The 25,053-nt window shown below is 37.4% G+C and carries 19 protein-coding genes; 15 read left to right on the forward strand and 4 right to left on the reverse strand.

Annotated features, from left to right (window positions below; genetic code table 11):
- The first annotated feature begins 28 nt into the window (after nucleotides 1–28).
- Entirely contained in the window at nucleotides 29–835 is an 807-nt protein-coding gene (locus ACST15_RS02005; RefSeq protein WP_459452976.1) for an SDR family oxidoreductase, read from the forward strand.
- 371 nt (nucleotides 836–1,206) lie between these two features.
- On the opposite strand, the gene ACST15_RS02010 is transcribed toward ACST15_RS02005, so the two are convergent.
- A complete protein-coding gene (locus ACST15_RS02010; RefSeq protein ID WP_459452977.1) occupies nucleotides 1,207–1,587 on the reverse strand; it encodes a cyclic nucleotide-binding domain-containing protein in 381 nt (126 codons plus the stop codon).
- A 132-nt stretch (nucleotides 1,588–1,719) separates the two neighbouring features.
- Between ACST15_RS02010 and ACST15_RS02015 the strand changes: the two genes are divergently transcribed.
- From ACST15_RS02015 to ACST15_RS02055, 9 genes are read left to right on the forward strand one after another with little or no spacing between them, the layout of a single operon-like run.
- Nucleotides 1,720–4,239 carry a heavy metal translocating P-type ATPase gene (locus ACST15_RS02015; RefSeq protein WP_459452978.1) on the forward strand — a complete coding sequence of 840 codons (2,520 nt, stop codon included), beginning with the start codon at nucleotides 1,720–1,722 and terminating at the stop codon, nucleotides 4,237–4,239.
- Nucleotides 4,240–4,280: 41 nt separating this feature from the next.
- Complete coding sequence (ccoS, locus tag ACST15_RS02020; RefSeq protein WP_459452979.1) at nucleotides 4,281–4,433, forward strand: cbb3-type cytochrome oxidase assembly protein CcoS; 153 nt, start codon at nucleotides 4,281–4,283, stop codon at nucleotides 4,431–4,433.
- Between the two features lie 17 nt (nucleotides 4,434–4,450).
- Nucleotides 4,451–6,580, forward strand: a complete 2,130-nt coding sequence (gene ccoN / locus ACST15_RS02025) for a cytochrome-c oxidase, cbb3-type subunit I (protein ID WP_459452980.1) — start codon at nucleotides 4,451–4,453, stop codon at nucleotides 6,578–6,580.
- A gap of 4 nt (nucleotides 6,581–6,584) precedes the next feature.
- Nucleotides 6,585–6,740, forward strand: a complete 156-nt coding sequence (locus tag ACST15_RS02030; RefSeq protein WP_166373951.1) for a CcoQ/FixQ family Cbb3-type cytochrome c oxidase assembly chaperone — start codon at nucleotides 6,585–6,587, stop codon at nucleotides 6,738–6,740.
- A gap of 37 nt (nucleotides 6,741–6,777) precedes the next feature.
- Nucleotides 6,778–7,518, forward strand: coding sequence for a cbb3-type cytochrome c oxidase N-terminal domain-containing protein (locus ACST15_RS02035; RefSeq protein ID WP_459452981.1), 741 nt, complete (start codon nucleotides 6,778–6,780; stop codon nucleotides 7,516–7,518).
- A gap of 18 nt (nucleotides 7,519–7,536) precedes the next feature.
- Nucleotides 7,537–7,749, forward strand: a complete 213-nt coding sequence (locus tag ACST15_RS02040) for a YgaP family membrane protein (RefSeq protein ID WP_459452982.1) — start codon at nucleotides 7,537–7,539, stop codon at nucleotides 7,747–7,749.
- A 33-nt stretch (nucleotides 7,750–7,782) separates the two neighbouring features.
- Entirely contained in the window at nucleotides 7,783–9,186 is a 1,404-nt protein-coding gene (ccoG, locus tag ACST15_RS02045; RefSeq protein ID WP_459452983.1) for a cytochrome c oxidase accessory protein CcoG, read from the forward strand.
- Entirely contained in the window at nucleotides 9,179–9,634 is a 456-nt protein-coding gene (locus tag ACST15_RS02050; RefSeq protein WP_459452984.1) for a FixH family protein, read from the forward strand. Before ccoG ends, ACST15_RS02050 begins: the two co-directional genes overlap by 8 nt.
- The gene (locus ACST15_RS02055) at nucleotides 9,634–10,329 is read left to right on the forward strand and encodes a sulfite exporter TauE/SafE family protein (protein WP_459452985.1); all 696 of its coding nucleotides are present in this window, start codon (nucleotides 9,634–9,636) and stop codon (nucleotides 10,327–10,329) included. The genes ACST15_RS02050 and ACST15_RS02055 overlap by 1 nt, the downstream gene beginning before the upstream one ends.
- Here ACST15_RS02055 and ACST15_RS02060 read toward each other — a convergent pair.
- The 3 genes from ACST15_RS02060 to ACST15_RS02070 are packed head-to-tail and all read right to left on the reverse strand — an operon-like array spanning nucleotide 10,313 to nucleotide 14,834.
- Nucleotides 10,313–11,380 (reverse strand): response regulator, encoded by a 1,068-nt coding sequence (locus ACST15_RS02060; protein WP_459452986.1) that lies wholly within the window; start codon nucleotides 11,378–11,380, stop codon nucleotides 10,313–10,315. The genes ACST15_RS02055 and ACST15_RS02060 overlap by 17 nt on opposite strands.
- Nucleotides 11,370–12,593: a PAS domain-containing sensor histidine kinase gene (locus ACST15_RS02065; RefSeq protein ID WP_459452987.1), complete on the reverse strand. Its 1,224-nt coding sequence runs from the start codon at nucleotides 12,591–12,593 to the stop codon at nucleotides 11,370–11,372. The genes ACST15_RS02060 and ACST15_RS02065 overlap by 11 nt, the downstream gene beginning before the upstream one ends.
- Nucleotides 12,594–12,647: 54 nt before the next feature.
- A complete protein-coding gene (locus tag ACST15_RS02070) occupies nucleotides 12,648–14,834 on the reverse strand; it encodes a penicillin acylase family protein (protein ID WP_459452988.1) in 2,187 nt (728 codons plus the stop codon).
- 184 nt (nucleotides 14,835–15,018) lie between these two features.
- On the opposite strand from ACST15_RS02070, the gene ACST15_RS02075 reads away from it, so the two are divergent.
- The 5 genes from ACST15_RS02075 (at nucleotide 15,019) to ACST15_RS02095 (ending at nucleotide 25,015) form a co-directional block, all read left to right on the forward strand.
- Nucleotides 15,019–18,408, forward strand: coding sequence for a HEAT repeat domain-containing protein (locus ACST15_RS02075; RefSeq protein WP_459452989.1), 3,390 nt, complete (start codon nucleotides 15,019–15,021; stop codon nucleotides 18,406–18,408).
- A 28-nt stretch (nucleotides 18,409–18,436) separates the two neighbouring features.
- Entirely contained in the window at nucleotides 18,437–18,802 is a 366-nt protein-coding gene (locus ACST15_RS02080; RefSeq protein ID WP_459452990.1) for a hypothetical protein, read from the forward strand.
- Between the two features lie 148 nt (nucleotides 18,803–18,950).
- Nucleotides 18,951–20,549, forward strand: coding sequence for a SulP family inorganic anion transporter (locus ACST15_RS02085; protein ID WP_459452991.1), 1,599 nt, complete (start codon nucleotides 18,951–18,953; stop codon nucleotides 20,547–20,549).
- Between the two features lie 91 nt (nucleotides 20,550–20,640).
- The gene (locus ACST15_RS02090) at nucleotides 20,641–23,145 is read left to right on the forward strand and encodes a YbcC family protein (RefSeq protein ID WP_459452992.1); all 2,505 of its coding nucleotides are present in this window, start codon (nucleotides 20,641–20,643) and stop codon (nucleotides 23,143–23,145) included.
- Between the two features lie 4 nt (nucleotides 23,146–23,149).
- The gene (locus tag ACST15_RS02095; protein WP_459452993.1) at nucleotides 23,150–25,015 is read left to right on the forward strand and encodes a proton-conducting transporter transmembrane domain-containing protein; all 1,866 of its coding nucleotides are present in this window, start codon (nucleotides 23,150–23,152) and stop codon (nucleotides 25,013–25,015) included.
- The last annotated feature ends 38 nt before the right edge of the window (nucleotides 25,016–25,053 follow it).

The following is a 25,053-nucleotide window of genomic DNA, read 5'->3' on the forward strand; positions in this document are numbered from 1 at the left end:
AGCTTAACTTTGAGTTCAAATTTTGTCTATGAAAAATAAAGTTGTCATCATCACAGGCGCTTCTTCCGGAATAGGAAAAGCATTGGCATTTGAATTTGGAAATAAAGGAGCGCAGGTAGTTATTACAGGCCGAAATGAAGCTAAGTTGCAAGAAGCTTGGAGCGAAATTTCAGCTTCCAATATTGCTTGCAAGGCCATCGTTTGCGATTCTAGCTCAGAGGAACAAACAAGGTCGATGATAAACGAAGTAGTGCAAGAATTTGGACGCATTGATATATTAATTAATAATGCAGGTATTTCCATGCGATCGATGTTTGAGGATGTAGATTTAAAGGTGATAAAACAACTCATGGACATCAATTTCTGGGGTACGGTTTATGCTACCCATGCAGCTTTACCCTACATTAAAGCTAGCAAAGGAGGCATTATTGGTATTTCATCCATAGCCGGTTACCGTGGATTACCTGTAAGAACGGGGTATTCGGCATCCAAGTTTGCCATGAATGGCTTTTTAGAGGCCTTAAGGACTGAATTATTAGAAACGGGCGTTCATGTACTAACGGCTTGCCCTGGATTTACCGCTTCCAATATTCGAAATACTTCTTTGAATTCTGAAGGTAAAATCACGGGAGATAGCATGCGTGATGAAGAAAAAATGATGTCAGCAGAAGAAGTTGCCCAACAAATTTATCAAGCCTATGAACAAAAGAAAAAGACCTTAGTATTAACCTTTCAAGGAAAATTGACGGTCTTTCTAAATAAGTGGATGAATGGTTTGATGGATCGGCTCGTGTATAATACCTTGAAAAAGGAGAAGGATAGTCCGCTGATATAATGTAGAATGAAGAATGAAGAATGTAGAATGTAGAATGTAGAATGAAGAATGAAGAATGAAGAATGTAGAATGTAGAATGTAGAATGTAGAATGAAAAATGAAGAATGAAAAATGAAGAATGAAGAATGAAGAATGTAGAATGTAGAATGTAGAATGTAGAATGTAGAATGTAGAATGTAGAATGTAGAATGTAGAATCCACATTTAGTTAGCAACGCTAAATTTTTAATTTTTAATTCTTCATTCTACATTCTTCATTCTTCATTCTAAAATTAAAAGCCCTGCCCGACATCATCAAGCAGGGCAGTACAACCCTTTTAACTTACCACTCTATTTTTTATAGAGGCTTAACCTCTTAATTAAAACCAAAGATCACTGAGGAACTAATTCGGTAAATACGGCATCAAACTCCTTACTTTTTTGTTCAAAATAGGATGCCGCAAAATCAAACTCTTGCAGTAACATCAAGAAATAGTTCTTTTCAAAAACTAGAAATTTAGAAGTTTGTAAGGTCTCAGCCGAAAATGTGTGCTTTTTACCTTCTAATACCTCAGAAATTCCTAAAAAAATAGGATTAGCATGATAAATAATACCTTCAGGAGAGTTAAACGACTTTAAGGCGATTTCTCCGCCCTGAAAATAAAAAATAAATTCCGCTTTTTGACCTTGACGGAACAAAAATTCGTTAGCCAAATAGTTGATTTCTATTCCGCTAGCTAATACTTTACGTTCTGTCTCGATCATCTGATCCATACTTTTTTAAAATTTGTTTACGAAAGTATATTTACTCAGGAATTTATTTTATGACAATGCTCATGTTTTGTACTGCTTTTTATCATTAACAGAGCAATTTTTTCAAAGGACCTTTGAGAAAAGATTGTTTATATGATGGAAGAAAAAGTCCATACCACCCTGACATCCACAAATTGCTTCCACTGCGGAGAGCCATTTGTGGATGAAATCATCGAATTTGAAGAGAAAGAATTTTGTTGCCAAGGTTGTAAGAATGTGTATGAGCTCCTGAATGACCATGAATTAGGCAATTACTACACGTGTGATGTAAATCCGGGTATATCGCCCAGCAATCAAAACTTTGATTATTTAAATAAACCAGCCTTTCGAGATAAATTAATACAATTTTCCAATCAAGAAGTATCCAAAGTCAGTTTCAATTTACCCAGTATTCACTGCAGATCTTGTTTGTATTTATTAGAAAACCTACATAAGCTGAATGCAGGAATCATCAAAACTCAATTGAATTTTGGCAAAAAGGATTTAAGTATTTGGTTTAAAGAAAAAGAAATCAGTTTAGGGGATTTGGCTTCTTTATTGGCTAAAATCGGATATGAACCACTTTTATCTGAGGAATCGGAAGGAAAAGAAAAGAAAAAAAGACTTTCTCAACAAACACAACTTTTCATCAAGCTAGGTGTTGCGGGCTTCTGTGCTGGTAACATCATGCTATTTAGTTTTCCTGAATATTTAGGTATTGAGGACGGAAATCTTAAAAATCTGTTTGGTTACTTAAATTTAGTTCTAGGCTCAGTAGCCCTATTTTATTCCGGTTCAGATTATTTCAAAAACATTTGGGCCCATTTAAAATTAAAAAAGATGACCATAGAAATGCCTATACTTTTAGGTGTCTTAGTTGGTTATTCCCGAAGTGTTTATGAAATCTTAAGTCATACGGGAGCAGGCTATATGGATTCTGTTTCGGGTCTATTATTTTTCTTGTTGGTCGGCAAATGGTTTCAGCAAAAATCCTTTGATTTTTTATCCTTTGAAAGAAAATACACGTCCTATTTTCCTTTGGTGATTACCAAAATCATTCAAGGAAATGAAGAAACAGCACCTTTGAGCGAAATCCAAGTAGGAGATCGCCTTCGAATCCGAAATGAAGAAATCATCCCCGCTGATGCTATTTTAATGAAGGGTAAAAGCAACATGGATTATAGTTTTGTGACGGGTGAAAGCGAATGGATCCCTATTCAGTCGGGAAATTTAATTTACGCAGGAGGTAAACACCATGGTGAAATGATTGAAATTGAGGTCAAAAAAGACCTACAACAGAGTCATTTAACCCAATTATGGGAACAGCAAGCCTTCAAAGACCCTAGTTTCAAAATGGAAAATTGGGAGAACTTTGCTAATCAAGTAGGCGTCTATTTTACTATTGGATTAATTAGCTTGGCGACCATCGTAGCAGCCTATTGGATGCAGATTGATCCTAGCAAATGGCAAAACTCTGTCGTCAGTATTTTGGTTATTGCCTGTCCATGTGCACTAGCTATTTCCTATCCTTTTGCTTTAGGCCATGGCGTTCGGTGGCTATCTAAATTTAAATTTTATATAAAAGACATTCAAGCTTTAGAGCGTATGGCACAAGTAGATACCTTGGTTTTTGATAAAACGGGTACTTTAACTTTAGCCAAATCCGAAGCTCCTAAAAGTCACTTACAACGTGAATTAAGTGAGCAAGAATTAGATTTATTGTATTCCTTGTCGGTACAATCAACACATCCACTTTCTAGACGGCTTTGTGCTTATACCCAAAGTTTAGGTACAAGAAATTTGGTCAAATTAGCCGCTTTCCAAGAAATTCCTGGAAAAGGATTAGAGGCAAAATGGGGAAATATCACCCTAAAACTTGGCTCTGCAAAATTCTTAGGCATTCATGACAAGGCTCCACAAGATTTCTTTTCATCTGAATCACAATTATTTATTCAAATAGGAGAGGAGTCCTTGGGATTTTGGGACTTCCCATGGGAAAACAGAGATGGAGTAGAGTATATGCTAAGAAAACTACAACATCAGTACGATGTCTATTTAGTATCAGGGGATAAAGCCAGCCATGCCAGCAGTTTAAAAGATTGGTTTTCATCGGATGACCATATGAAATTTGAATGCAGTCCCATGGAAAAAATGGAATTTATTAGGGAATTACAAGCAAAAGGTAAAAAAGTGATGATGGTAGGTGATGGCCTAAATGATGCCGGAGCTTTACAGCAAGCACATGTTGGCGTAGCTGTTTCCGACGATCATTTACATTTTACACCAGCGAGTGATGCCATTTTACAAGGACAATCACTTAGTCGATTACCGGAATTTTTACAATTCGCTCATAAAGGGCTGAATTTAATCAAAATGAGTTTCCTTTTGTCCTTGGTTTATAATGCCATTGGATTAAGTTTTGCTATTCAGGGTAATTTATCACCTCTAGTAGCTGCCATTTTAATGCCTGTTAATTCAATTAGTATGTTGGTTATCGCAACATGGGGCATGAACCTATATGGTAAGCAAGTAAAAAGCAAATTGAAATCATATACAATGACCTACATTGCTGAGGAAAATCATATTTTAAGCCCTGATATAAAAAGAACTTTACAGCGTAGTATAGAGTATTAATAACTCTTTCTGCAATCCTTGTTCTCTAAATTTTGAATGCCATGGAAATAATGTACTTAATGATTTTTTTGAGTTTACTCATGGCCATCGGTTTCCTGATTGCGTTTATTTGGTTTGTGCGCACAGGACAGCAAGATGACCTCATTACTCCAGGGATGCGCATTCTAAACGATGAAAAAAAGACAATCAATTAATCTCAATTTAAACGCTTATGAAGTCACAAACGACTACTTTGGATCAATTCTCGTACGACAATAAAACCGTTCGGAATTTCGCCATTGCAACCATTATCTGGGGTATTGTTGGAATGCTCGTTGGGGTCATTATTGCCTCACAATTATTCGAACCTGCAATGAACGTAACTCAATACGGTACTTTTGGTCGTATACGTCCACTGCATACCAATGCGGTAATTTTTGCATTTGTAGGAAATGCCATCTTTGCAGGTGTCTATTATTCTCTCCAAAGGCTTTTAAAAGCACGTATGTTCAGTGATTTTCTTTCATCGTTCCACTTTTGGGGTTGGCAATTAATCATTGTAGCTGCGGCTATTACTTTACCATTAGGTATTACTACATCGCACGAATATGCGGAATTAGAATGGCCGATTGATATAGCTATTACCTTAGTTTGGGTAGCATTTGGTATCAACATGTTTGGAACCATTATCAAGCGTAGAGAGCGTCACTTATATGTAGCGATTTGGTTCTACATAGCCACCTTTGTAACCGTGGCTGTTTTGCACTTAACTAATTCGGTACAATTACCCATTTCCTTCTTAAAGAGCTATTATGTATATGCTGGAGTTCAAGATGCATTAATACAATGGTGGTATGGCCACAATGCGGTGGCATTCTTTTTAACTACGCCATTTTTAGGTTTAATGTATTATTTCCTTCCTAAAATGGCGAATCGTCCTGTGTATTCTTACCGATTATCAATTTTGCACTTCTGGGCATTGATATTCATCTATATCTGGGCTGGTCCACACCACTTACTTTATTCTAGCTTACCTGATTGGGCGCAATCTTTAGGTGTTGTATTTTCAATTATGTTGATTGCTCCATCTTGGGGTGGTATGATCAACGGATTATTGACATTGCGTGGTGCATGGGATCAAGTTCGTGAAAATACTATTTTGAAATTCATGGTAGTAGGTATTACTACTTACGGTATGGCGACATTTGAAGGTCCAATGTTAAGCTTAAAAAATGTCAATGCTATAGCCCACTTTACCGATTGGATCGTAGCGCACGTGCACGTAGGTGCTTTAGGATGGAATGGATTCTTGACTTTCGCGATGTTGTATTGGATGGTTCCACGTATTTTCCAAACTACTTTATTCTCTGAAAAATTAGTTAAAACACACTTTTGGATTGGTACATTAGGTATTGCATTTTATGCTATTCCGATGTACATCTCAGGATTCACTCAAGGAATGATGTGGAAACAGTTCACTCCAGAAGGAACTTTACAATATGGCAACTTCTTGGATACAACTTTGCAAATCATTCCTATGCACCAAATGCGTGCCTTAGGTGGTACTTTGTATTTAGTCGGTGCTATTTTGATGGCCTATAACTTGTTCAAAACAATGGCTCAAGGTTCACTTTTAGCCAATGAGCCAGCAGAAGCTGCTCCACTTGAGGTTATCGTTTCTGAAAAAGAAGTTAAAGGTTTACACTGGCATAGCTGGATTGAAAGAAGACCTATTCAATTATTGATAGGTTCATTGATCATGATCTTGATAGGTTCTTTGGTAGAATTAATTCCAACTTTTATGGTGAAATCCAATGTGCCTACCATTGCCGCAGTTCAACCATATACCTCTTTGGAGTTAGAAGGACGTGATATCTATATTCGTGAAGGTTGCGTAGGTTGCCATTCTCAATTGGTAAGACCATTCCGTAGCGAAACAGAACGATATGGCGAATTCTCAAAATCTGGTGAATTTGTCTATGATCACCCATTCTTATGGGGATCTAAAAGAACTGGTCCAGATTTACACCGTCAAGGAGGTAAGTACCCTGATTCTTGGCACTATCACCACATGCGGGAGCCAGCCTCCATGTCTCCAGGTTCTATCATGCCAGCATATGAGTGGTTGTATGAACAAAGCCTAAATACATCTCAAACTCAGGCTAAGTTACAAGCTATGAAAACGCTGGGTGTACCATATGATGATGTTCAAATCAAAAATGCCGTGAAAGACTTGGAAGCTCAATCCAAAGAGATTCAAGCACGTTTAGCTGAGGAAAAAATCAAAGTAGGTGCTGACAAAGAGATTATTGCTTTGATCGCTTATTTACAAAGATTAGGTACAGACATTTCTAAAAAATAAGGCCATGTTTAAGCAATTTATTTCCACCATACCAGGAGCAGATTCCTATATGATTTTCTCTTTATTGATATTCTTAGTATTCTTTGTGTTGGTAGGCGTCTATTTGTTCTGGATGGATAAAAAACATCTCGATAAAATGAGAAAAATGCCCCTAGAATAGGTCTAAAACATTTTTGATAACATTTATACATAACAATATGTTTAATTCATTCACAGAAATTTGGTTAATCAGCTTGATTCTATTAACAAGCATTTTGGTATTAATCGTAACAATGCAGCTTGCTTCTGCACTTAAGAAATTAACCTTAGATCCGACTAAACAGGAGGAAGAAGCATCTTTAAGCTGGTGGCAGAAATTTACTGGGTTAAAACCCTTGGAAAAGGAAAAAGATCTAGAAATGGAGCATCAATACGATGGAATTGTTGAATTAGATAATCCAACACCCCCATGGTTTATGTATTTGTTTTATATCACTATCTTATTTGGCGTGGTGTATTTATTCTATTACCACGTGGCCCAAGATGGCAACATTCAAGAGGCAGAATATAAATCAGAGGTGGCAGTAGCTGAAAAAGCCAGGGAGGAATACATGAAGAAGTTCGCTAATTCGGTGAATGAGGATAATGTTAAGGTAATTAGTGCCGCTAAAGATTTAACAGAAGGTGCTACTATTTATTCGACAAATTGTGTAGCTTGTCATGGTGATAAAGGTCAAGGAGGAGTGGGTCCTAATCTAACCGATGTGTACTGGATACATGGAGGAAGCATTAAAGACTTGTTTCATACCATCACCAATGGTGTTCCAGAAAAAGGGATGATTGCTTGGAATAAAACTTTAAATCCTATACAGATTCAGCAAGTATCTTCTTACATTTTAACTTTGCAGGGTACTAACCCTCCAGGGGCAAAAGAGCCACAAGGAACCGAGCTAAAATAGTAAACAAAACTCACCTATATGAAACAGAATGTTGGACGTACAGATCGGATTGCACGAATAGCTGCTGCGGTAGCTCTTAGTATCCTTACTTATGCAGGTATAATTCCAGAGAATTTAGCTGTAGTCGTATATGTAATTGCGGGCATTATTGCCTTGACAGGAATCGTTCGTTTTTGTCCCCTGTATAAACCATTTGGTATAAGTACTTGTAGAGAAAAGGCTCCATTTTAAGTTAAAAAGGTCCGGAAACGGACCTTCTTTTTTATGTCAAATATCAGTTTAGAAAATGATGATTATCGTAATCATCTATATAATCAAAGCAAAGATGGTAAACGTCTTTGGATATACCCAGGTAGAATTATAGGTAAATTATATCGCCTAAGAACGTATTTTTCCTACCTCTTGATGTTATTACTTTTTGGCCTTCCTTGGATAGAAAGAAAGGGGGAGCCTGTATTTTTATTCAATGTCATAGAGCGAAAATTCATCTTTTTTGGGGTTCCATTTTTTCCTCAAGATTTCCATTTAGTCGCTTTAGGCTTAGTGACTTCACTTATTTTCATCAGTTTATTTACTGTACTTTTTGGGAGAGTATGGTGTGGCTGGGCATGTCCACAAACCATTTTTATGGAAATGCTATTTCGTAAAATAGAATATTGGATCGATGGAGATGATAAAGCCCAAAAAAGATTAGATGCTGCGCCTTGGGATACAACTAAGATCATTAAGCGGGCAAGTAAACATACCTTATTTATCCTGTTGTCATTTGCCATTTCAAATACCTTTTTGATGTACCTCATGGGTAAAAAAGAATGGATTAAGTTGGTCACAGAACCTCCATTAGAACACTTGGCAGGATTGTTTGCCATTCTTTTGTTTACGGGTACTTTTTATTTTGTTTTTGCTAGATTCCGTGAATTAGTCTGTATCGTAGTTTGTCCATACGGCAGATTGCAAGGTGTTTTATTAGACAATAATTCCATATTGGTATCTTATGACCATCAACGCGGGGAACCAAGAGGGAAAATTCAAAAAGGAGTGGATCAGAGTCAGCAAGGAGATTGCATTGATTGCCACTGGTGTGTGCGTGTTTGTCCTACTGGTATCGATATTAGAAATGGGAGCAATCAACTGGAGTGTATAGGCTGTACTTCTTGTATTGATGCGTGTGATGAGGTTATGGAAAAAATCAATAAGCCTAAAAACTTAATTCGATATGATTCAGTCAATGGCATCAATGAAAAGAAAAAACTTAAATTCAATTTAAGGATTGGAGCATACAGTGGTGTCCTAGTTTTATTAATCTCCGCTATTGCATTTCTTTTGTTGACAAGAAGTCCATGGGAAACAACCTTATTGAGAACCCCAGGAATGACCTTCCAATTAGATGAAAAAAACAAGGAAGTGAGTAATTTGTATTCCATTGAGATTTTGAACAAATCACTGGATTTACAAAATTTACAATTCCAAATTGATGCTCCCATGCGCATACAATGGGTAGGAACTCCTCCCAACGGCATCGAACCAGGAAAAATGGTAAAGTCTGAGTTTTTTATCAAAGCGCCCTTGGGAGCTTGGAAAAGTAAAGACAAAGTTGAAATTCACATCTTGAATAAAGACGGAAAAAAAGAAACAATCAAAACTAGATTTATACAGCCTGATGAGTAATACAGAAAAAAAATCATTGAATTGGGGACATGCCATCATTGGCGTATTCATACTTTTTGGAGCGTTTATGGCCTATTTTTATGTCAATATGACCCATGAAACCATCGAATTAGTAGGGGATCACTATTATGAAGACGGACAAAAATTTCAAAAGAAAATAGATCAAAGAAAGGAAACGGAGCTATTGGATAAGAAAATCGAATTAGCCTTCAACCAAAGTAATAAAGAGGTAAAATTAAGTATACCTGCTGGGACACATGATATCAAAGTCAATTTCTTTAGACCATCCTCTGCCGCTCAAGACAAAGTATTTACCTTGAAAGCGCCAAAAGATAGCACCTGGACTATTTCTGGAGATTTTTTAGTAAAGGGGCCATGGAAAATCAGTTTAGAGTGGATGGTGGCTGATAAAACCTATTTAGATGATCATCGTATTTTAGTTCCTTAATGCAAACTTGGTACCTTAGCTGTTTACTTGGATTAGCTGGTAGCTGGCATTGCGTGGCTATGTGTGGCCCTATTATGCTGCATTTAAGGCAGAAAAACCAACAAGCGAATTTGAGTACAATCATCTATCAAGTTGGCCGCATAGTTACTTATACTATCCTAGGTTTATTGGTTGCAAGCATGGGTTCCATTTGGATTTTTCCGGCCTGGTGGCATTTTTATTATTTATTTGCGGGTTTGGTTTTAGTATTTCTTTCCACAGGAAAAATCAAGGACAGTTCATTTGATTTTTTGTACCGTTGGCTAGGTAAGCCATTGCAAAAGTCGGGGAGAGGAATGGGGATTACAGGTCATTTCTTGTTGGGAATGGGAAATGGTTTATTACCCTGTGGATTAGTGATCGGTGGTCTAAGCTTGGCATTAATACAACCAAGTCCGATATTGGGCGCTTGGACCATGTTTATTTTTGGATTAAGTACCATACCAGCCATAACAACGGCTATTTGGGGATTTCAATGGTTAGAAAAAAAGCAAGTAAAGCTCATGCATTATATCAAATACCTGAGCTGGGCTGTTGCCTTTTTACTATTGTTTCGAGGAGCGTGGGGAATAGGGATGAGCCATTCTAACTATTTGAAAAACTCTCCATTAAGCCCCATCATTTGTCATCCTTTTGGGCCTAATAACGCAAATTAGCCAGTTTATTAACATCTAACAAGGTCATTTCACTACCTCGAATTTCCAATAAACCTTCTTTTTTAAAATCACTTAGCGTACGAATAACCGTTTCGGTGGCTGTACCCACACGTGAGGCCAGATCTTCTCTAGAAAGTCGGATGACTACTGGACTAGTTAAATCATCACCGTAGGTTTTTGCCAACTCAACCAATGCCAGTGACACCCTCAAACGCAATGATTGATAAGCCATGGACACTAAAATTTTCTCATTTTTCATGAGATAAGTAGTTAATGCCTTCCTAAAGTAAATTTCTAAATGAATATTTTGCTTTAATAAATCCTTAAACTCAGTAGTAGAAATGCTTAGAATAACCGATTCTTCCAATGCCTCGGCTGTTTCCCGATAAGTTTGATTTTCTAGGATATCGACATAACCAAAAAACTCACCTTCTTTTATGAATGAGGTAATGAAATACTTTCCTTCTCGGTTGGTATGAAAGGTTTTAATCTTACCTTTTTCTAAAAAATATAGGCGAGATGGACTATCTCCTTCAGAATAAATACTTTGCTTTTTTTGTACATGGTGGGTTCTTTTTTCTCCACCAAAATGAGTAAAATCAAGAAAATCTAAGGCCCTTTGTGCCAGGGTAACCTCGGATTGTAATTCCGTATCAACTTGACTTTCTGACCGCTGAAGTGATTTCTTTTTTAAACGTGTTTCTATGGAACGCAACAATTCAACCTCTTGAAAAGGCTTCGTTAAAAAATCATCAGCACCCATTTCCATGCCTTTTCGCATATCCGAGCGGTCCGTCTTGGCGGTCAGGAAAATAAAGGGTACTTGGGATAATTGTTCGTGTTTGGAAAAAACTTGTAAAACTCCGAAGCCATCCAAATGCGGCATCATGATATCACATATTACTAAATCAGGCAGGTTTTGCTGAGCCATTCGAACTCCTTCTATACCATCCGCAGCAGTTTCCACCACATATCCTGATAATTCCAATAATTCTGCCGTGTTTTCACGGATATCATCACTGTCCTCGATAAGTAATATTTTATTCATCATGGTTTAATCTTGGTATTTCTATATGTAATTGGGTTCCTCGATTCAGTTCAGATTCTAAAGTCATTCGCCCATTAATTAATTCCAAATATCGATCAATCAAATGTAATCCTAAACCAGTTCCTGGAATAACTGTGGCATTGCTGCCTCTAAAAAAACGTTGAAATAAATGTTTTTTGTCCTCATCACTAATCCCAATTCCTTTGTCACTGATGGTTATTTTCAAAAGGTCATTCTCTTCTCTGACAATTAAATCAACATTTTCATTTGAAAACTTCAAAGCATTTGAGAGAGCGTTTAATAAAATTTTACGCAAAACAGATTCATCACTGACCCAAGTTTCAGAAGCATTAAAATCTAATATAATCTTTTGATTATTCTTTTTGTAAGAAATCAAATCTGATTTTATTTCTAAGAACAATGGTTCCAGTTCGATGGTGGATGCATGAATTTCTACATGGCCTGATTCCAGTTTCCCAACGGATAAAAATTCTTCTAAAATCATGGTTAAATGATTGACAGAAGCTTTGATGCGTCGAATATGCTGCTCCCTTTTTTCTTGTTCCTCAGCTTTTTGATACTTCTCAAGCAATGTGGCTGAACTAAGAATTGAAGTTAGGGGAGTCCTAAATTCATGCGATGCCATGGAAACGAAACGGGTTTTTAAATCTCCCAATTCCTTTTCTTTTTGCAAGGAATTTTCAAGTTCAATCGTATTGGCCTCTAACTGCTCTAGGGTATTTTGTAGGGCTTGAGTTCTCGCTTTTACTTCTTCTTCTAAGGTTTCATTTAACTGGTTAATCTCTTGATTCTTCAAAATCAACTCCATTTCCACTTTCCGTTTTAGGGTCACATCACTGATAAAAGCGATGTAAAACATTTGATCGTCTTCCTTAAAATGGCTTAAACTAATTTCTACGGGAAAAAGTGATTCGTCTTTTCTTTTGGCTTTTAAATCTAGGCCAACACCCATGGGGCGATCTTGCGGTTTTTCAGCATATTTAGCTTGATGCCCATGATGCCTAGATCGCAAATGATTGGGAATCAATATATCGATATTCTTACCTTTTAATTCATTTGGCGCATAACCAAACAATCGATCAGCAAAATTATTGGTCATGACTACATTACTCGATGAATCCGTTACCAGAATGCCAATTGCCGCTTCATTAAAGATGGCTTCATATTGAAATCTGGAAACAATAGATTGGGACATATTCGAGAAATTACCCTTCTAATTTACAAATTTTGCCTGCTTTAACAATGGAATTTAGGGATGATAAGCTGATTTCTGATGCTTTAATACATCGGCCAAATAAAAATGAACATCCTTAAATTTTCCCTCGGCATAGTTTTGGGCTTGATCAAAAAAATGAGGGGATTGAATATCACCGCTTTGCCCTCCCGCTAATAAAGATTTAGCCTTGATTTTTGGACCAAACTCCACCGCGCAAATGAAACTATTACCATTGACGCCATACCATTTTTTAGTATTAGCAAAGGGTTTGCTGTTATAGGAAGGTAACATTCCCCAAGTAGAAGAAGCAAATGGAACAGAGAAACTGGGTTTAGAATCATCAAAAGCCAATTCCACTTGGTTGCCAATGCGTTGTAGGCGATTGATATCTCCCCAAGCCACATTCCATGTTCCCCAATTCTTAATTAAATCATCGAGCACCGTATCCAATATTTGGCACATTTCTTCCTCCTTAGAGGATGATATATAGGCTTCGGCGCTTTTTATGAGATTAATTTCCCCTCCGAACATAGTTTTTCTTGGTATTCTTTGTAATATTTTTTGTCCCCACTGTATGGCTATGGTTTGAGCCACTGAACTCAATCTGGCCTGATAATCCCAGCGTTTTAAGGTATCAATAGCCAATTTAAATGGAGAATTAGCCGCCATATTTCTTTTTTCACCTGCCTTAACTAAAGCAGGAATAAGGAGTTCAAATGCAATAAGTTTACGATCATAGCCTAGACGAATTAAATCATCTAAATCAATTTTATCACGTGAAGAAAATAAGCGAACGGCATTACGGTCTCTGAAATTTTCAGCATCAGGGGCCATATAAACAGGATATTGAGATTTTTGGGGGCTTGAAACACCAGAAACAGTAAAGGGCGTTGAATTACAATTTTGAATCCAAGCACTGACTGGATCAATGGATTGAACAATCTCTTCCAAAGGATGTAAACCCTTCCAATCCAATGCCGATTTAGTACCATCTTGAACCAGTGACCAATCAATATCAGGCTGCCTTTTAGGAACAAAATTTCCATGCCAGTAGGCAATTCGTCCATTTTTTCCAGCATATACGGTATTATTGGAGGTATTGGCCCGCATTTTCATGACGTTTTGAAATTCTTCAAAACTTCTAGTTTTAGTTCTTGCCCAGCTTTGAATTAAACTTTTCATGGAGCGATTATAGGACCTAACAGAAATCCATTGTCCATTTCTTTCTGCCATAATAGGCCCTCGGTGATTGGAATATACTTGTATTGTTCGAGCGGGCTGTCCTTGGGCATTTAACACGATGTTTTTTACCTTCATAGGTAGCCATTTCCCGTCTAAGAGGTATTCTTTTCCTCCCTTGGCATCACGGGTTGTTTCGGCATAATTATCTGCTACGTCTACCTGGCTGGAAGTATGCATCCAACCTCCGTATGTATTAAAACCCTGGTAAACGAAGAATTGTCCCCAAGTAACAGCTCCGTAGACTTGTAATCCTTCTTCACTGTTTACATGTACTTCAGGTCTAAAATAAAAAGTAACGTGGGGATTAATATAAAATAGCGCATTTCCTGATTTTGATTTCGCAGGTCCAATGGCAAATCCATTCGATCCAGTCAAATCAGCCTCAGGATCCAAAGGATTCTTTTTAATATAACTCAATTTATTCCCTGATAGACCATAAAACTTGGCCACCTCGGCTTGATTGATACTACCAGTAGAAATAGCACCAATACTTCCATCAGTCCATAATAGGGGATACCAAGGTTCAAAATGTGTTAATAAGGCTGGTTTTACCTTGGGATGTTTGTATAAATAATAGTTGATGCCATCGGCATAGGCATTCAATAATTTTTTCAACCACATGGGGCTTTTGGCATAATCTTGCTTAGCTTCTTCCTGACTGATAATCAATCGAATATATAAATCGTTAGCTAATTCTTGAGCTCCAAATACTTCGGCTTTTCTTCCAAGTTTCTCAATGTAGTTCATTTCAACCCGCATGAAATCATCTTCACATTGAGCATACAATAAACCAAATACCGCGTCCGCATCGGATTTTCCATAAATATGTGGAACGCCATATTTATCACGGATAATGGTAACCCGTTTCGACTGGGCCTTCCATTGATTCACTTGATTAGGGGAGATTGATTGGGCATTTAAAAAGCCAAATCCAAGGAGGATCAAAGATAAAGTAGGTAAGATAATCCGCGATTTCATAGTGTTGATGTTGGTAAAACAAAAATACATTTTTTTCATGGGTAGCCTAAAAAAATTAACACTAGCCTTCCATTATCATTTTACATTCGATTATTTAAAGCGATTGGGTATAAATTATATGAATTTGTCTTTTTATGTTTGTAATTCTGATTGAAATATTTGCTTTCAAAAACCATCATATATAATGAAATTGAAATTTTTATATGCCCTTGGACTTGTTTCCATTCTTTCCTATTCCTGCAGTAATTCTTTAGAAAAAGACACTTACCGTGTCATCCTGGAAGATCAAGATAATTTGGCTGAAAAAGCTAAGTTGGCCAAGGAGAAATTACCTATAAAAATTGCCCCTGGTTTGCAAATTACCCGTTTTGCATCTGATTCATTAGCCCCAGATCCGGTAGCTATGGATATGGATGACAAAGGTGCGGTTTACATTACTCGTACTAATCGTGGGAAATATTCAGAATTTGATATCCGCGGTCATCGCGATTGGATGACCGAATCCATTGGATTTCAATCAGTGGCTGATAGAAAGGCCTTTTTGCATAAAACCTTTGCTCCTGAAAATTCATCCAAAAACGAATGGTTACCGGATTTAAACCAAGATGGAATTCATGATGTGAACGACTTGAAGGTGGAAAAAGAGGAGGTTTGGAAAATTGAGGATAAAAATGGAGATGGTCTAGCTGATCAGGCGACACGTGTTCATCAGGGTTTTCATGAAGAATATACGGACGTAGCTGGAGGTATTTTGGTGCGTAAAAAAGATGCCTTCATTGCGGTTGGACCTGATTTATGGCGTTTGAAAAACAATAAGAAAAATGGTCTCTTAACTGATCCCGTTTCTATCTCTACTGGTTATGCGGTTCATATTGGTTTCGGTGGACATGGGATGTCGGGGGTCATAGAAGGGCCTGATGGAAAAATATATTGGCAAATTGGTGACATTGGAGCCAACATCACTGCGGTAGACGGTAAGCAATATAAATACCCGAACTCCGGGGTAATCGTTCGTTCGAATCCAGACGGAAGTAATTTTGAGGTATTTGCTTCGGGATTACGCAATACCCACGAATTTGTTTTTGATCATTATGGAAATTTAATCAGTTCGGACAATGACGGCGATCATCCGGGTGAAAGTGAACGTTTAGTCCATATCGTGGAAGGTTCTGACGCAGGTTGGAGATCCAACTGGCAATATGGTAAATATACAGACCCCGGAAACAACCTATATAAGGTTTGGATGGATGAGAAATTATATGTTCCTCGTTGGAAAGGACAAGCTGCTTACATCATTCCTCCCATCAGAAATTACCACAACGGACCTACGGGAATGTTATTTAACCCAGGAACTGCTCTAGGTAAAAAATGGACAAATAAGTTCTTTTTGGTGGAGTTTGTTGGAAATCCTAATGCCTCTCACATCTGGTCATTTGACTTAAAACCGAAGGGGGCCTCTTTTGATTTCAATTCAGAACAAGATGTAGTTAGTGGAATTTTACCTACTGGTATGCGTTTTGGACCAGATGGAGCCTTGTACGCGGCTGACTGGGTAAATGGCTGGGATACTAAACAATATGGACGAGTTTGGAAGATTGACGTAGATGGCAACAACAATGATTTAGAAAAAGAAAGAGCTGAAACGAAACGATTGATTCAATTGGATTATGAGAAACAATCAGTGAATGCATTGTACGACCTTTTATTCTACCATGATTTGCGTATTCGCATGAAAGCTCAATTTGAATTAGCTAGAAGAGGAAATGCTTCAGTCGCTATTTTTCAAAAAGCAATTCAACAAAGAGAAAATCAATTAGCAAGAATTCATGCCATCTGGGGAATGGGCCAAATAGGTGCTAATGATGCTTCCGTGGGAAGTATGCTTGGAGAACAATTAAATGATCAAGATGAGGAGATTGTGGCTCAAGCGGCAAAGGTGTTAGGAGATATTTTCAATAAAAACCATGAGAATCGATTAATTCAATTAATAGATTCTAAAAACCCACGAGTTAGTTTCTTTGCTAGTCAGGCATTAGGTAGAATAAAATCAGAAAATGCTATTCCTGCTTTATTGAAGTTGATAGAGAAAAATAATGATGAGGATCACTACATCCGACATGCAGCGGTATTGGCATTATCTAGGATAGGAAAAGAAGAGCCAATCGTAGCATTAGCTAAATCCTCAAACACCGCTTTAAAAACAGCAGCAGTTTTAGTCCTTCGTCGTTTAGCTAGTCCACAGGTTGCTTTATTTTTGCAAGATTCAGATGAATACATTGCCACAGAAGCAGCTAGAGCCATCAATGATGATGAATCCATTCCTGCTGCATTACCTGCTTTAGCTGAGGCATTGAACAACAAAGCTTGGAAAGGTGAACCATTATTACGCAGAGCGATCAATGCTTGTTTACGCGTTGGAAGTAGCAAAGAAATTGATGCATTAATCAATTTCAGCGAACGCAATGATATTTCGGATGTCATTCGTGCAGAGGCCATCGCCACCTTAGGTTCTTGGGCGAATCCATCTGTTTTGGACCGCGTTGATGGTCGTCATAGGGGTGTTTTACAAAGAAATCCAGCTGATGTGGTTGGACGAATCCAACCAAAAATTGCGGCGTTTTTACGCAGTTCAAATCCAGAGGTATTAATAGCCACTGCGAAATTGTTATCTGAATTAAAAATTACAGATTTCAAAAGTGAACAAACTCAAATTTTCTTAAATCATGCCAATGCGAAAGTAAAAGCTGCACATTTAGGTTCTTTAGTTGCCTTGAAAGATGCCAATCTATCCTTGATTATACAAAAAGGAATGAACGATGCTGACCGAAGTGTTCGTGGAGCTTCCTTAGGATTTTTGGATAAAGTAGAGCTTTCGAAAAATCAATTATCTACGGTGGTTAATCCCATCATTGAAAAAGGTAGTGTAATTGAGCAGCAGCAGTTATTACAAAGTATTGGTAAAATGCCTGTGGATAAAACTGAAGATGTGTTAGCAGATTTAATCCAAAGGATGGTAAGCAATAAATTATCTAGCGAAATCCGTTTAGATTTAGTGGAAGCGGTAGAAGCGACTAAGTCTCAAATGCTTATTGCTAAGTTAGATGCTTTAAAAACGAAAGGTACATTAACGGATGAATTTAAAGATGCTTTATTTGGCGGCAGCATTCAAGCTGGATATTTCATTTTTTACCGAAACCAAACTGTTCAGTGTGTGCGTTGTCATAATGCTGGAGGAGAAGGGGGTATCGTAGGACCATCCTTAAAGGGTATTGGAGCTAAATTAAGTAGAGAACAAATTTTACAAGCATTAATCGAACCTAGTGCAAGAATTGCCCCTGGATACGGTACAATAAACTTGAAATTAACCGACGGAACCGAAGTAAGTGGAACCGTGATTTCTGAAACAGAGAGCATGATTCAGTTAAAAACTTCTGAGGCAGAACCTTTGAAAATTGCAATATCTCGGATTAAGTCCAGAGAGAATTTTCCATCCAGTATGCCACCTATGGGAAGCTTAATGAGCAAGAGAGAAATTAGAGATGTGGTAGAATTTTTATCATCTTTACGAAATTAAATATACATTTGTGCCGTTATAGGTTTATATGAAATTCAATCGTCACTACTTATTGTTCATCAGTATCTTCTTTTTCTTGGTTACGGCCTCGATGAAGCAGGTTATTGGTATAACACAAGAAAGTACTATTGATAATCATTTGAAGGTTAAAAAAACAGAGCAAAAAGAGCTTAGTTTTTTTAACCTTTTATTTGAAGAAGATCGAGATACTACCGAGGAAGATGATGAAGCTGAAAATGTTCTTTTTGACTTTTCAGGCCTTCCTATATCAGGACATTTCTCATTCAATAACCCGTATTCAGGGGCATTAAAATCTGTAGCTATTCCATCACAAATGGAAGATAGCTATTCATCCACTCCATTTTTCATACTTTTCAGGAATATTAGGCTGTAGGATTAATCTGTACGATTATCCTTTATTCAATTCGCCTTCTTGGATCATATCCAAAATTTCCCACTGCGCATTTATTTTTCTTTAAAGAATTGAGATTCAATTCTGGATTCTATTAGCCAAGAGAAATACATGCATCAACTGAAAAAAAATGAAAAATATAACATCTAACTTACCAAAAGATGGACTAGCAGGATTGAAAGAAAATTTCAGTTCTGATGCTGTGTCTGGGTTTATTGTATTTTTATTGGCATTGCCTTTAAGCTTAGGCATTGCAAAAGCATCTGAGTTCCCACCTTTGATGGGATTATTAACTGCCATCATTGGTGGTATTATTGTCAGTTTATTTTCTGGTTCAAGACTTACCATCAAAGGACCAGCAGCTGGACTGATTGTCATCATTGTTGGAGCCGTAGCGGATTTTGGAGGGGGAGAACAAGGCTGGCATTATGCCTTAGGGGCAATTGTCGTGGCAGGTATTATTCAAATTCTATTCGGAGTTTTCAAGTTGGGAAAACTAGTAGATTTCTTCCCACTTTCCGCCGTCCATGGTATGTTAGCTGCCATTGGGTTAATCATCATATTCAAGCAGATTCCTGTTTTATTGAATGTGAATCCCATTTTAGCTAAAGGTAAAAGTCCATTTGAATTAGCTGCTTCCATTCCTCAATTTATCATGAATTTAGATCGAAATGGAGCTATTGTAGGAATACTAAGTTTTATCATTATGATGACTTGGCAGAAATTACCTATTACTTTTTTACGTAAAATTCCTGCTGCCTTAATTGTATTGTGCATCGCCATTCCAGCTGAAATATTTTTAGACTTCAAACATACAGAGCCGGCATCTGCTTTGGTGAAAATTGGAAGCTTGATTGATAATATTCATGTCAATGTAGACTTTGCTGGATTCAACAATAAAATTGTATTTATCAAGTATGTCATCATGTTTGCTTTGGTAGGAACATTAGAATCATTATTGACTGTAAAGGCCATTGACATGCAGGATCCATATAAACGTAAATCCAATCCAAACAAGGATTTAATTGCTGTTGGAATAGGAAATACCTTAGCAGGAATTTTAGGCGGTTTACCGATGATTTCTGAAGTAGCGCGTAGTTCAGCCAATGTGAATAATGGAGCCAAAACTCGCTGGGCGAATTTCTTCCACGGATTATTTATTTTGGTTTTTGTGGTATTTGCCGCACCCATTATTGAACTTATTCCGAATGCCGCTTTAGCAGCTATGTTGGTTTCTGTGGGCATTAAATTAGCTCATCCCAAAGAGTTTATCCATATTTTCAACATTGGAAAAGGACAATTGGCCATCTTTTTAGTCACAATATTTTTCACTTTATATGAAGACTTATTGGTCGGAATTGGCGCAGGTATGTTGGTCAAAATACTGTTACATATAATGAACGGAGCCCCATTATCCAGCTTCTTCAAGGCCAATGTCGCTGTATCATTTAATGAGGATCAATATTTAGTAGAGGTAACTAGAGCTGCGGTTTTTACCAACTATATGGGCTTAAAAGCTAAATTAGATGCCATACCTCAAGGCATGCATGTCACCATGGATTTTAGTAATACACATTTGGTAGACCATTCTGTGATGGAAAATCTACATCACTTTGAAGCTGAATATCAAGCATCGGGAGGGACATTTACCATTATTGGTTTGGATGAACATACGCTACTTTCTGAACACAAATTGGCTGCTAGAAAAAAGAAACCAATCGTTTCATAATTTCATTTTGAGCTTTATCGCTCAATCAGCCAACATTTTTCAAATAAGCCGATGAGACTATTAAGCACATCGCTTTTATAAATTAAGGAAGATGACTACAACACATAAGGGATTTCATGTAGAGCATGTTCTTCATGAATTGAAACATTTTTTACCTGCACAGGCTCCTTTGATGGATTTTGTGCATCATAATACTTTACATGCCTTTCAACATTTACCTTTTCATGAGGCGCTGAGAAAGGCTCAAACTACACTCGGCTATCAGGTTTATCTTAGCATTGATGAATTTCGAAAACTGTATCATGAAAAACGTATTCATGATGATATATTGAATCGTGTCATTGAAAATAAAAAAGGCGCCAAAAAGACGAGTCAATGGAAGTATAAATTATTGCATCAAGAATTAGACAGTTTACCCCGTCCTAGAATTGGTGCATTGAGAGGTCAATGGAAGAACGTGTATAATATTGATTTGGATTCCATGGTTCATCCAAATTTATTTCGTTTGATTTCCAGTTATTTGGATCAAGGGATTTCTATTTGGCATTTCCCTATTCAAAACAAAAGTTTTTTAGAGGCCATCAAGGAATTAGAAAAAAAGAGCTGGGTCAGTCTTTTTAAAGGTCAAAGAGCTAAAAATATGCTCCTAGATGAGCATACAACCTTAGAGGACTTATTGAGTATTTTAGTAGGTTCTCATCCACATTTGTATGAACAATACCTTTTTGACCAGCAGTTTGCCCACCAGGGTTGGTCAGGAATGGTATCTACCGTGGAAGATTTACCACAATCCTTATTAGATCGAAGGCAAATTAGTCTACACGATTTAATCATGCTCGAGTGTTTGTTGGAAATTGATACCATTGATCATCTGTTAAACAAAGGATGGATAGGCTTGGGTAATACCTTGGAGCATCCACTTCCTTCCTTATTAGACCCAATTGAATATTCGGAGGTCATGGAAATTCTCTCCATTTTCCAAGAAGCATTTGAATGGACCTATTATGATCAGGTATTAGCAGGAATTCAACAGGGGGGAAGCCAATCGAAAAGTATCCATGAAAAAAGTTTTCAAGGATTATTTTGTATCGATGACCGAGAGTGTTCATTCCGAAGGTATTTGGAAGGCATAGATCCCCAATGTGAAACCTATGGAACGCCAGGATTCTTTAGTGTGGAATTCTTTTACCAACCCATTGGAGGTAAATTTTATTCCAAATTATGCCCAGCGCCCGTTACTCCGAAATACCTGATTAAAGAGATTGGCGATGAAAAGAAACGGGAAAAAGACCTGCATTTTTCCAAGCATAGCCATAATTTTTATACGGGCTGGATTATTTCTCAAACCTTAGGATTTTGGTCAGCCCTGAAATTATTTGCTAATATTTTCAAACCTAGTATGAGCCCGGCAACAGCCTCATCGCTGCGGCACATGGATAAATTTTCCCAATTACAAGTGGATTATGATGCCTTGTTTGAGCAAGAAAATGGCTTACAAATTGGCTTTAAAGTTGAGGAAATGGCCAATCGGGTAGAGGGTATGCTTAAAAGTATTGGGCTTGTCAAAAATTTTGCACCCATCGTTTATGCTGTTGGGCATGGAGCTAGTTCGGTTAATAATCCTCATTATGCAGCCTATGACTGTGGAGCTTGTTCAGGAAGAGCCGGGTCTGTGAATGCTCGTGTAGTCAGCAAAATGGCCAATAAGCCCGAGGTACGTGCTATTTTAAAAGAAAGGGGTATTGAAATTCCTGATAATACCATTTTTGTAGGCGCATTACACGACACCACTCGAGATGAGATTGTCTTTTATGATGATGAAATCAAAGATGAATACTACTTATCGTTACATGCCACTCATGTGAAGGTATTTGAAAATGCCTTAGATTTAAATGCCAAAGAACGATCTAGACGCTTTGAGTCCATCAATACAGAGCTTAGTCCCAAGGAGATTCATGAAAAAATTCGCTTACGCTCAGTTTCGTTATTTGAGCCACGCCCCGAATTAAATCATGCCACCAATGCATTATGTTTGGTAGGGAGAAGGGAACTTTCCAAGGGTCTTTTTCTAGATCGAAGATCCTTTCTCAACTCATTCGATTATCAAGTTGACCCAGAAGGGAACTATTTATTAAATATTTTAAAAGCGGCTGCTCCTGTTTGTGGCGGTATAAATTTAGAATACTATTTTTCAAGGGTGGATAGTGAAAAATTGGGTGCAGGAACCAAATTACCTCATAATGTCATGGGATTGTTTGGGGTCGCCAATGGTATCGATGGCGATTTGAGACCTGGTTTACCTTCTCAAATGACAGAGGTCCATGATCCGATACGATTATTGCTCATCGTTGAGCATTTTCCTGAGGTGGTATTACAAACCATTCAAAAATCGGCAGAAACCTATGAATGGTTTATTAACGATTGGGTGATCTTGGCTTCGGTTAATCCGGAAACAAAGGAAATTCAAGTATTTGAAAAAGGGCAATTCTATCCGTATCTACCGATAACTAAAAAACTAGATCACATTCGTGAATTAGAAGGTTTATTGGAAAGTAATCAAGAGAATTTTCCTGTGTATTTAATCCAACAAGACTAATATCATGCAAAATTACCTTCCCATATTTATTTTGATTCCTCTGGCAGGTTTTTTGATAAGCTTAGTCTTAGCCAAAAACGAAGAGAGGAAAATTTCCTTTACGGCCTTTGGAACTCTAGGAGTACAATTGGCTGCTGCCATTTTATTCGTTGTCAATTGGTTATTCTCAGGAGCTCCCGAATGGCAAATGAACAGTTGGATACTGTTTAAAAACAGTGACTATGTATTCCAGCTTGATTTTTTATTTGATTACATCACGAGTGTCTATCTAGTAGTAGGAGCTATACTTACCTTTTTGGTGACATTATATTCACGCTATTACTTACATCGTGAGCCTGGTTATAAACGTTTTTTTAATACCACCTTATTCTTTTATTTGGGATACAGCATCACCATTTTAGCAGGCAATATGGAAACCCTGTTTATTGGTTGGGAAATGCTAGGAATATCTTCTTTTCTCCTAATTTCCTTTTACCGAGAGCGGTATTTACCCGTTAAAAATGCTGTCAAGGTATTTTCCATTTACCGCATTGGTGATGTAGGAATCATATTAGCTATGTGGGCGAGCCATCATCTTTGGCATCAAAACATTACATTTTCGCAACTAAACAATGCGGAATTGGTCCATGAACATTTGCAAACGCATAGCTTTATCGGAGTTTTTATCTCTTTGATGATTTTAGTATCTGCAAGTGCCAAATCAGCTCAACTTCCTTTTTCATCTTGGTTACCTAGAGCTATGGAGGGGCCTACTCCCTCTAGTGCCATATTTTATGGGTCTTTATCGGTACACATTGGTGTCTTTTTAATGTTAAGAACTTTTCCATTTTGGGAACATCAAATTTCCATTCGCATCCTTATTGCCTGCATGGGATTAACTACCGCGGTGATAACCACGGGCATTGCCCGAGTACAATCTTCCGTTAAGAGTCAGATTGCCTACTCATCCATTGCCCAAATTGGTCTTATTTTCATTGAAATTTCCCTTGGATTTGAAAAATTAGCCTTATTTCATTTTGCAGGGAATGCATTTTTGAGAACCTACCAGTTATTGGTTTCTCCTTCTGTGGTTAGTTACTTGATTCGGGAACAATTCTACCATTTTGAACCCAAGGATAAAACGGTGGAAAATTCCTTTCCAGAGAAAATCCAAAATACCTTATACCTGCTTTGTCTAAAGGAATGGAATTTGGATTCCATGATGTACCAATACTTATGGAATCCCATGAAATGGGCAGGAAACAAACTTAATTTCCTTACGGTGAAAAGATTGATCGGTATTTTTGTTCCTATTTTACTGGTCATCTTTATCATCAAGCAAGGGAATTATTTTAACCAAGATTGGACGCGTTATATGCCCCTAATTCTCGGAAGCTTAGGATTAATCTTTGTTTTTAAGTCATTCACGCAAAGAAGAAGCCTACGCTTAAGTTGGATTTTGGTCATTATCAACCACATCACCATTGCTTTAGCTATTTCGTTTAATGAAAGTTATGATAGTAAAGAAACATGGATTTATTTAAGTGGTATTTTACTAGCTGGATTAATTGGTTATGCATGCATCATGCGACTATTCCGTTTGGAGGGGAAAATACTTTTAAACCGTTTTCATGGATTATCTGAGGAACATCCAAAAATTGCCTTGGTCTTTTTATTGGCTTGCCTTGGATTAACGGGTTTTCCTATTACACCTAACTTTATCGGAGAGGATGTTATATTTTCCCACATCCACGAAGATCAATTTGCTCTGGCAGGGGTAATTTCCTTAAGTTTTATTTTAGATGGCCTTTCTATCATGCGTATCTATGCAAGGATATTTATGGGGCCTAATTCCAAAACACATACTGAATTTTCTAACCGCTATTTTTAATCCAAATCCAAGTATTCCGTGTCACAGAGCGAACCCTC

The organism is Aquirufa sp. Wall-65K1 (genome assembly GCF_054558475.1).

Excerpts from the sequence above, each read along its gene's own strand:
- ACST15_RS02050 (WP_459452984.1), top strand. The coding sequence starts at position 9,179 with ATGAGTAATACAGAAAAAAAATCATTGAATTGGGGACATGCCATCATT.
- ACST15_RS02055 (WP_459452985.1), top strand. The coding sequence starts at position 9,634 with ATGCAAACTTGGTACCTTAGCTGTTTACTTGGATTAGCTGGTAGCTGG.
- ACST15_RS02090 (WP_459452992.1), top strand. The coding sequence starts at position 20,641 with ATGACTACAACACATAAGGGATTTCATGTAGAGCATGTTCTTCATGAA.
- ACST15_RS02080 (WP_459452990.1), top strand. The coding sequence starts at position 18,437 with ATGAAATTCAATCGTCACTACTTATTGTTCATCAGTATCTTCTTTTTC.
- ccoN (WP_459452980.1), top strand. The coding sequence starts at position 4,451 with ATGAAGTCACAAACGACTACTTTGGATCAATTCTCGTACGACAATAAA.
- ACST15_RS02030 (WP_166373951.1), top strand. The coding sequence starts at position 6,585 with ATGTTTAAGCAATTTATTTCCACCATACCAGGAGCAGATTCCTATATG.
- ccoS (WP_459452979.1), top strand. The coding sequence starts at position 4,281 with ATGGAAATAATGTACTTAATGATTTTTTTGAGTTTACTCATGGCCATC.
- ACST15_RS02065 (WP_459452987.1), bottom strand. The coding sequence starts at position 12,593 with ATGTCCCAATCTATTGTTTCCAGATTTCAATATGAAGCCATCTTTAAT.
- ACST15_RS02095 (WP_459452993.1), top strand. The coding sequence starts at position 23,150 with ATGCAAAATTACCTTCCCATATTTATTTTGATTCCTCTGGCAGGTTTT.
- ACST15_RS02005 (WP_459452976.1), top strand. The coding sequence starts at position 29 with ATGAAAAATAAAGTTGTCATCATCACAGGCGCTTCTTCCGGAATAGGA.
- ccoG (WP_459452983.1), top strand. The coding sequence starts at position 7,783 with ATGTCAAATATCAGTTTAGAAAATGATGATTATCGTAATCATCTATAT.
- ACST15_RS02070 (WP_459452988.1), bottom strand. The coding sequence starts at position 14,834 with ATGAAATCGCGGATTATCTTACCTACTTTATCTTTGATCCTCCTTGGA.
- ACST15_RS02075 (WP_459452989.1), top strand. The coding sequence starts at position 15,019 with ATGAAATTGAAATTTTTATATGCCCTTGGACTTGTTTCCATTCTTTCC.
- ACST15_RS02015 (WP_459452978.1), top strand. The coding sequence starts at position 1,720 with ATGATGGAAGAAAAAGTCCATACCACCCTGACATCCACAAATTGCTTC.
- ACST15_RS02085 (WP_459452991.1), top strand. The coding sequence starts at position 18,951 with ATGAAAAATATAACATCTAACTTACCAAAAGATGGACTAGCAGGATTG.
- ACST15_RS02010 (WP_459452977.1), bottom strand. The coding sequence starts at position 1,587 with ATGGATCAGATGATCGAGACAGAACGTAAAGTATTAGCTAGCGGAATA.
- ACST15_RS02040 (WP_459452982.1), top strand. The coding sequence starts at position 7,537 with ATGAAACAGAATGTTGGACGTACAGATCGGATTGCACGAATAGCTGCT.
- ACST15_RS02035 (WP_459452981.1), top strand. The coding sequence starts at position 6,778 with ATGTTTAATTCATTCACAGAAATTTGGTTAATCAGCTTGATTCTATTA.
- ACST15_RS02060 (WP_459452986.1), bottom strand. The coding sequence starts at position 11,380 with ATGATGAATAAAATATTACTTATCGAGGACAGTGATGATATCCGTGAA.